At 30.2% G+C, this 8,053-nt stretch carries 7 protein-coding genes; 1 reads left to right on the plus strand and 6 read right to left on the minus strand.

Going from position 1 to position 8,053, the window contains the following annotated elements:
• The 4 genes from CHL78_RS18810 to CHL78_RS18825 all read right to left on the minus strand — a co-directional run.
• A partial coding sequence (locus CHL78_RS18810; protein ID WP_456300085.1) for a carbamoyl phosphate synthase preATP-grasp domain-containing protein occupies nucleotides 1–748 on the minus strand: 748 nt, incomplete at its 3' end.
• 38 nt (nucleotides 749–786) lie between these two features.
• Entirely contained in the window at nucleotides 787–1,833 is a 1,047-nt protein-coding gene (locus CHL78_RS18815) for a carbamoyl phosphate synthase small subunit (protein ID WP_116041697.1), read from the minus strand.
• 13 nt (nucleotides 1,834–1,846) lie between these two features.
• A complete protein-coding gene (gene pyrF, locus CHL78_RS18820) occupies nucleotides 1,847–2,563 on the minus strand; it encodes an orotidine-5'-phosphate decarboxylase (RefSeq protein ID WP_094367961.1) in 717 nt (238 codons plus the stop codon).
• Nucleotides 2,564–2,967: 404 nt separating this feature from the next.
• Nucleotides 2,968–3,774 (minus strand): nitroreductase family protein, encoded by an 807-nt coding sequence (locus tag CHL78_RS18825; RefSeq protein ID WP_094367960.1) that lies wholly within the window; start codon nucleotides 3,772–3,774, stop codon nucleotides 2,968–2,970.
• A 401-nt stretch (nucleotides 3,775–4,175) separates the two neighbouring features.
• Between CHL78_RS18825 and CHL78_RS18830 the strand changes: the two genes are divergently transcribed.
• Nucleotides 4,176–5,405, plus strand: a complete 1,230-nt coding sequence (locus tag CHL78_RS18830) for an aminopeptidase (RefSeq protein ID WP_094367959.1) — start codon at nucleotides 4,176–4,178, stop codon at nucleotides 5,403–5,405.
• A gap of 76 nt (nucleotides 5,406–5,481) precedes the next feature.
• Here the strand turns inward: CHL78_RS18830 and CHL78_RS18835 are convergent, their stop codons facing one another.
• Both CHL78_RS18835 and CHL78_RS18840 read right to left on the minus strand, forming a co-directional pair.
• On the minus strand, nucleotides 5,482–6,390 hold the full coding sequence (locus CHL78_RS18835) for a gamma-glutamylcyclotransferase family protein (protein ID WP_094367958.1): 909 nt from the start codon (nucleotides 6,388–6,390) through the stop codon (nucleotides 5,482–5,484).
• A 420-nt stretch (nucleotides 6,391–6,810) separates the two neighbouring features.
• Complete coding sequence (locus tag CHL78_RS18840; RefSeq protein ID WP_199534127.1) at nucleotides 6,811–7,767, minus strand: carbohydrate kinase family protein; 957 nt, start codon at nucleotides 7,765–7,767, stop codon at nucleotides 6,811–6,813.
• Between the last annotated feature and the right edge of the window lie 286 nt (nucleotides 7,768–8,053).

The raw sequence follows: 8,053 nt of genomic DNA on the forward strand, positions 1-8,053 counted from the left end.
CAACTATACTATCTCCTGTATGAACTCCTACTGGATCTATATTTTCCATATTACATACAGTTATACAGTTTCCATTACCATCTCTCATTACTTCATATTCTATTTCTTTCCAGCCTTTTATACTCTTTTCAAGTAAAACTTGACCAACTGGACTTAACTGTAAACCTTGAGTAAGTATTTCTATTAATTCTTCCTCAGTTTCAGCTATACCTCCTCCAGTTCCACCTAATGTGTATGCAGGTCTAACAACTACTGGATATCCTATTTTTTCAGAGAATTCAAGTCCACCTTCTAAGCTAGTTACTATATCACTAACTATAACTGGTTGATTTATTTCTCTCATTACTTCTCTAAATGTATCTCTATCTTCACCTTTTTTGATAGATTCTATAGAAGTACCTATTACTTCTACATTATACTTTTCTAATATACCAGCATCATGTAACTCAACAGCAAGGTTAAGTCCTGTTTGACCACCCATTCCTGCTAATAAACTATCTGGTCTTTCTTTTTCTATTATTTTCTCTATAAATTCTATTGTTAATGGTTCTATATATATTTTATCCGCTACTTCTTTGTCTGTCATTATTGTAGCTGGGTTACTGTTTATTAATACAACTTCAACGCCTTCTTCTTTTAAGGCTTGGCAAGCTTGTGTACCAGAGTAGTCAAACTCTGCTGCTTGACCTATTATTATTGGTCCTGAACCTAACACTAATGTCTTTTTTATACTATCTATTTTAGGCATAATTTTTTTCCCCTTATCTAAATATTTATAACTTCTACTTATACTAATTCTAAGAATTTATCGAATATATAGTCGTTGTCTTTTGGCCCTGGACAAGCCTCTGGATGATATTGAACACTGTATATTGGAAGTTCTTTATGTCTCATTCCTTCTACAGTATTATCATTTAAGTTTATATGAGTAACAATCATATTTTCTGGCATCTCAGATACATAGTACCCATGGTTTTGAGATGTTATAAACACTTTGTTTTCTTCTAAATCTTTAACTGGATGGTTTCCACCTCTATGTCCAAACTTAAGCTTACCTGTTTGTCCACCTAAAGTTAAAGCTAGAAGTTGATGTCCTAAGCAAATTCCACCTATTGGTTTTTTACCTACTAATTCTTTGATGTTTTCTATTACATCTTCTAAGTCCTCTGGATCTCCAGGTCCGTTAGATAAGAATATCAAGTCAGGATTTATTGCTAATATATCTTCGGGCTTAGTTGTCGCTGGGAATACTGTAACATCGCATCCTCTTTCTGCAAATGATCTTAATATATTTTGCTTAACACCAAAATCCATTACAGCAACTTTTTTTCCATTTCCTTTTATATGCTCTATTTCTTTTCTTGTCACAGTTCTTACTGCTTCTGTATTTGAGAAAGCTTCTAATTTAGTTTCTACATCTTCTAATGATGCATTTTCTAAAGTTATTATACCCTTCATAGTTCCATTATTTCTTAATATCTTAGTTAAGGCTCTTGTGTCTATACCTTCAAGACCTATTACTTTATTTTGCTTTAAGTATGTATCTAAATCCATTTCACATCTAAAGTTGTTTGGAGTATCACTCTTTTCTCTTACTATAAACCCTTTTACATGAACTCCATGTGATTCCACGTCTTCTAGATTTATACCATAGTTCCCTATAAGTGGATAAGTCATTGTTACTATTTGACCGTAGTAAGATGGATCTGTTAATATTTCTCCATATCCTATCATTGAAGTATTGAATACTACTTCTCCTATGCTATCTTTTAAATATCCAAAGGCAGTTCCCTCAAATATTGTTCCGTCTTGTAATATTAATTTCCCCTTCATATTATCCTACCTCCTAAGCATTTTCTATTTCTCTTACTATATTAAGAGCTGATTCTTTTGGATTTGTAGCTTTAGTTATAGGTCTTCCAACAACTAAGTAGTGAGCACCTTTGTTTATTGCATCAGCTGGAGTAACAACTCTTTTTTGATCTCCTACTGCTGCTGTAGCTGGTCTTATTCCTGGGCATACTGTTACAAACTCAGTACCGCAAGCTTCTACTATCTTATCAACCTCTTGAGCTGAACAAACGATTCCATCTATTCCTGATTCCTTAGCTAATTTAGCTCTTTTTATAGCTAATTCTTCTGTAGTCATATTACATCCTATATCTTGTAAATCTTGATTACTTAATGAAGTTAATACCGTAACCCCTACTATTATAGGCTTTTGGATATTTAACCTTTCTGCTTCTTCCTTTGCTGCTACTGCACATTGTCTCATCCCCTCTAGGTCTGATACATGTATTGTCATTAACCATACTTTGTCTCTTACCGCTGCTCTTACTGCACTTTGCATTGTATTTGGGATATCATGAAACTTAAGATCTAAGAATATTTTCTTCCCTTTTTCATTTAAGTAATCTACTGTCTTTCCTCTTGTAGCTACGTATTGCTCTAGACCTACTTTAAATATATCTACACTATCTTCTAACTTGTCTATTAATTCTTTCGCTTTATCAAATTCATTTGTATCAATTGCAACTATTAATTTTTCTTTTCCGTTTATCATGTCTACTCTCCTTTAATTTAATAAAGCCTTATACCTAACTTATGCTAAAAAATACTCCCACCTAAATAGGTGGGAGTATTTTATCTATACATAACTTTTCGTAGCTATGAGATATCTTTCCCAGCCTCTCTGGACCAGTTTAAAAGACTTTATTTTATTTTTTAATTAGTTTATATTTATAAAAAAACCTCTAGCAAAAGGCTAGAGGTTATAAATTCAAATTTACGTAATTTTATATACAACCTTTTCAGCCTCTCTGGACTATTTTTAAGGTATATTTTATTGTAGTTTTTTAATAATAACTTCATATCCTCTCTGGGATAATTTAAAGTCTTATTTGCGTTTATCTTTATCTTGTATACAATTATCACACTTATTCCATTTAATGTCAAGTTTTCTTTTATTTATTCCTCAACTTTAACATCTACAGTCATAAAATATTTTTTACCCAGTCTTTTCTTTGCTTCTACCTTCTTATACTCTACTTCTATATTACTATTCTTACACGCTATATCAAAATGTTTAAGAGCTATTCCCATACTAATCTTGCTGCTATCTTCAATATGTTTTTTAGGTTTCTTTTCATACAAATGAAATCCTCTTTTATCATTATAGAACATCCAAGGTTGTTCATTTCTTATAGAAGGAGCATATCTCACTACTTCCAAAATACTTGACCATTTTCTATCTACTCTCTTAGAAAAATCTTTGACTTTTTCTCTATCTACACTGGATTTTTTTGATCTAAATAATTCTTTAGTCTTTTCAGGATATCCAAAGGCTATTATTGCACATGGATGTTCCAACTTACTCTCTCTGTCCTCATCTTCTTCATCAATTTCATCTAAGTCTATAAATTCTAAAATATCATCTCTTTTTAGATCACACTCTAGCCAACAAGTTGCTATACCTAAAGATGTAAGCTTCAAAATTATTTCTTCTCCAATATATCCGACATTTTGCAGATAGTCCTCACCCTTGTTAGATGTTATGACTATATAGTGAGGTGCTTTTACCTTACATTCTTTTCCCATTAAAAAATGAATTAAGTGACCTCTCTCTATAGGGTGTACCTTTATATTAAGGTTATTATTTAAATAATTCACATTATTACAAAGTCCCCTAACATTATCTATTAAGGCTTCTTTTATCTTTCTATTAGAGTAGCTTCTTGTAGATTTTCTATAAAAAATAGCATCGTATAACTCCATCTACTTCCTCCTAACCAAAATTTCTTATTTCAAACCCGCCTCTGTATAATATATCCCTTATTATTTTTACTATATTCGCGCAATTTCTCCATAAAATTTATATATTCTACTATATATTATAAGTTTTTTTGAGTATTTTTCTATAGTTTTTAATATAAAAAATAATTCATATTTAACCAAATTTTAAATAGTTTATTATTATATTTTTTTATAATTACTTACTTGTTTTTGTATTATTATGATAATTCTGTTGCACACTATATTTAGTGCTATAATTATATATAGAATATGATTATTTATAGATATAAAGTTTAATTCGCTCATATCACCAATGACAGAAGTAATATGGATGTTACACGAGCGAACAATATCAATAATTAATAAATTAGGAGGATAAATTTATGGATTTTAATAGGAATTTAGAAAAATACGCTGAGCTAGCTGTTAAGGTTGGAGTTAACATACAACCTGGTCAAACTTTACTTGTAAGATCACCTATAGAATGTGCTCCTTTTGTAAGAAATGTTTTAAAACATGCCTATGATTTAGGTGCTAAAAATGTTCATGTAGAATGGTCTGATGAAGAATGTACTTTAGTTAAATACTTAAATGCACCTGAAGAAACTTTTAATGAGTTCCCTCGATGGATTTCTGATCAATATGTTGATATAGCAAAAGAAGGTGGAGCATTTTTAACTGTTTATGCTCAAAATCCAGATTTATTAAAAGATGTAGACCCTCAAAGAGTTGCAAACTTCCAAAAAGCTTCTGGTATGGCACTTAAAGAATGGAGATCTTATACGTTATCTGATAAGTGCAAGTGGAGTATAGTTTCTATACCAACAGAATCTTGGGCTACTAAGGTATTCCCTGATGTTTCTAATACTGAGGCTGTCGATAAATTATGGGACGCTATATTTAAATGCACTAGAGTCGATAGCCAAGACCCTGTAGATGCTTGGAAAAAACATAATGCTGATTTAAAATTAAGAATGGATTTCTTAAACGAAAATAACTTTAAGACTTTAAGGTTCAAATCAGGGAAAACTGATTTAACTATGGATTTACCTGAAGGTCATATATGGTTGAGTGGCTCATCTCAAGATCCTAATGGTATAGAGTTTAATGCTAATATACCAACAGAAGAAGTATTCTCTATGCCTCATAAATTTAAAGTAAATGGTGTTGTACATAGCACTAAGCCTCTTGTTTATGGAGGTAATGTAATAGATAATTTTGCTTTAACTTTCAAAGATGGTAAAATAGTAGACTTCTCTGCTGAAAAAGGTAGCGAGACTTTAGGAAAATTAATAGATACTGATGAAGGGTCTCACTATTTAGGAGAGGTTGCTTTAGTTCCTTTTAAATCGCCAATATCAGACACCAATATTGTATTCTTCAATACTTTATTTGACGAAAATGCATCTTGCCATTTTGCTATAGGATCTGCTTACAGAACTTGTATAAAAAATGGAGATAGTATAAAAGATGATGAATTAGATAATTATGGAGTAAATGATAGCTTAACTCATGTTGACTTTATGATAGGTTCTAAAGATATGGATATTACTGGAGTAACTTATGATAACAAAGAAGTTCAAGTTTTCAAAAATGGAAACTGGGCATTTTAACATATAAAAAACAAGGGTTGTTGCAAGATGATTAAAATTAATCATCTTGCAACAACCCCTAAATTTATATTTAATATTACTTATTCTCTTCCATATATTGTTTCCAATCACCATTTTTAATTGGTGCTAGCTTATCATCTTTGTTGTAATCTGCTAATGGGTTATACTCATAATAATATGCTTTTATAACCGTACCTTCTGCAATCTTTACATTTACAATCTTTCTATTGTATTCATTCTCACTTTCTTTACCTTCTTCATAAGCTTCTAATTCATCAAGTTCTTTTAATACAGATTCAAAATCTTTAAATGTCATTAATTCTCCAACAACTTCTCCATCTCCTGAAACCACTGCTGGGTATCCTTTATTTTCTATGTGGAATAAATCTCCACCTATTGTTCCTTTTATACTCTCTTCAACCTTACCATCTAAGTAAGTTTTATAGTTGAACATATCACTTCTTAAACTTCCATATACGAATACTCTCTCAACTTCTATATTTTCCATATATGATTTCCAATCACCATTATCAACTGCTATTAATTTATCATCTTTATTGTAATCTGCTGATGGATTGTACTCATAGTAATAAGCTTTTTCTATACTACCATCTTCAAGTGTCACATCTATAACTTTTCTATTGTATTCATTTTCAGTTTCTTCACCTTCTACATAAGCTTCTAGTTCATCTAAATCTTTTAATGTAGATTCGAAATCTTTAAATGTCATTAATTCCCCTACTACTTCTCCATCTCCTGGAACTATAGCTGGATACCCTTTATTGTCTAAGTGGAATAAATCGCCTTTGATTGTAGCCTTTTTAATCTCTTCAACTTTTCCGTCTAAGTAAACATCATAGTTGAACATGTCACTCCTTAAACTTCCATATGCAAATACCTTTTCAACATCTTCTTTAGGAGCACTACATCCAGTTAAAACTAGTATAAGTGCTGATAATAAAGCTCCTACTAAAACCTTTCTCATTAATTTTGCCTCCGAATTTATTTTTATATTTTTTATTTAAAAGTTTAGTTATTCTAAACATTTAGTACTTCTTTTATCTATGTTTTGTTTTCCTAAATATTAAGTTAAATATAACTAAACTTCATCTTATTTAAAATAACAAATTATCCCTTATATGTCAATATAATTAAGCTTTAAAATAATTTATTAATATATTTTTTTAGATTTTTATTGTAATTAATTGATTTAGTATTCTTCAATACTTTATTTTACAAAAATACATCATATCTTTTGATGTAATGTCTGTGTACAAAGCTTGTATAAGATCTAGAGATAACATACAAAAAAAGAGACCATAAGTTATAACTTATGGTCTCTCTTTTTGTTGTTGACGATAAATATTTTATATTAATTAATCTAAATATTAGACTAACTTCTATCTTATTTGTATTCTATCTCTGTCCAGTCTATGTTTTCTACATATTCCTCCACTAAATTATAACACATCTCTGGATGTATTGTCTCTTCAGTTGAGATAGTTATTGTTGACATTGCTATTGCAAATTTAACTGTATCTACTAAATTAACTTGATTTGTGTAACCATGAGCTATACCTGCTACAAAAGAGTCTCCTGCTCCAGTTACATTTACAACTTTTACATTATTAGCTTTTATTTTTCCTTCTAATTTACCATTATTATAGTAAATACCATCTTCATCTAATGTTATAAATACATTTTCTATACCTAAATCTATAAAATGTTTACCCGCTCTTCTTAAATCATCTTCATTTTTTATCTCAAATCCACACATTATTTCAGCTTCATATCTATTAGGCTTTATTGTATGGAAGTTATTTATTAAATGTTTCACGTGTTCCGCTTTTGAAGCAGAAACTGGATCTAATATAAATTTAGTATGTCCATTAAATGTTTTTATTATATATTCTACTAAATCTGGTCTATCAGCATCTAATATCATATATTCTGAGCCCTTTATTATTTCTGATTTAGAATCAATAAACTCAGTTGTAAACTCATCTATTATTTTCATATCTACTACTGCAGATACCATCTCACCTTGCTCATTTAGAACTGCCATGTACGTAGGCGTATTACCACCCTTTATTATTAGAGAGTTACTCATATCATAGTTCATAACATTTGAATGCTCTAACATTCTAGTGCCTGTTTCATCATCTCCTAAGATTGATATAAACTTTGTATTAACTCCTACTCTTGCCATACTTTCAGCTATATTTCTACAAACTCCTCCAAAAGAAGTTTTTACTTTTCCAGGATTAGAATCGTTACATCTATAATGTCTATCTGTGAATCCACAAATGTCAAAAACTGATACTCCAAAAACTAATGCATAAGACTGTTTATTTTCTATCATTGTTAGCTACCCTCCCTAAAAATCACCTTCCTATTTTATCATATTTTTATGACTTTTTTCTACATTTTTTGCGCTTAAATAAGCATTATACATAAATTTACAAAAAAATAGGAGCAAAGCCCCCTATTTTCACTTAAATTTTATAAAATATCTATATTAAAAATTCATTTTAGCTATCTCTACTGCCGATTTTGCATCTTTTGAATAATAATCAGCCCCTATGTTTTTTGCGTATTCCTCTGTAAGTACAGCTCCACCAACAAAAACCTTAGCATCTATATTATTA

Source organism: Romboutsia weinsteinii (genome assembly GCF_002250835.2).
Taxonomy (GTDB): Bacteria; Bacillota; Clostridia; order Peptostreptococcales; family Peptostreptococcaceae; genus Romboutsia_A; species Romboutsia_A weinsteinii.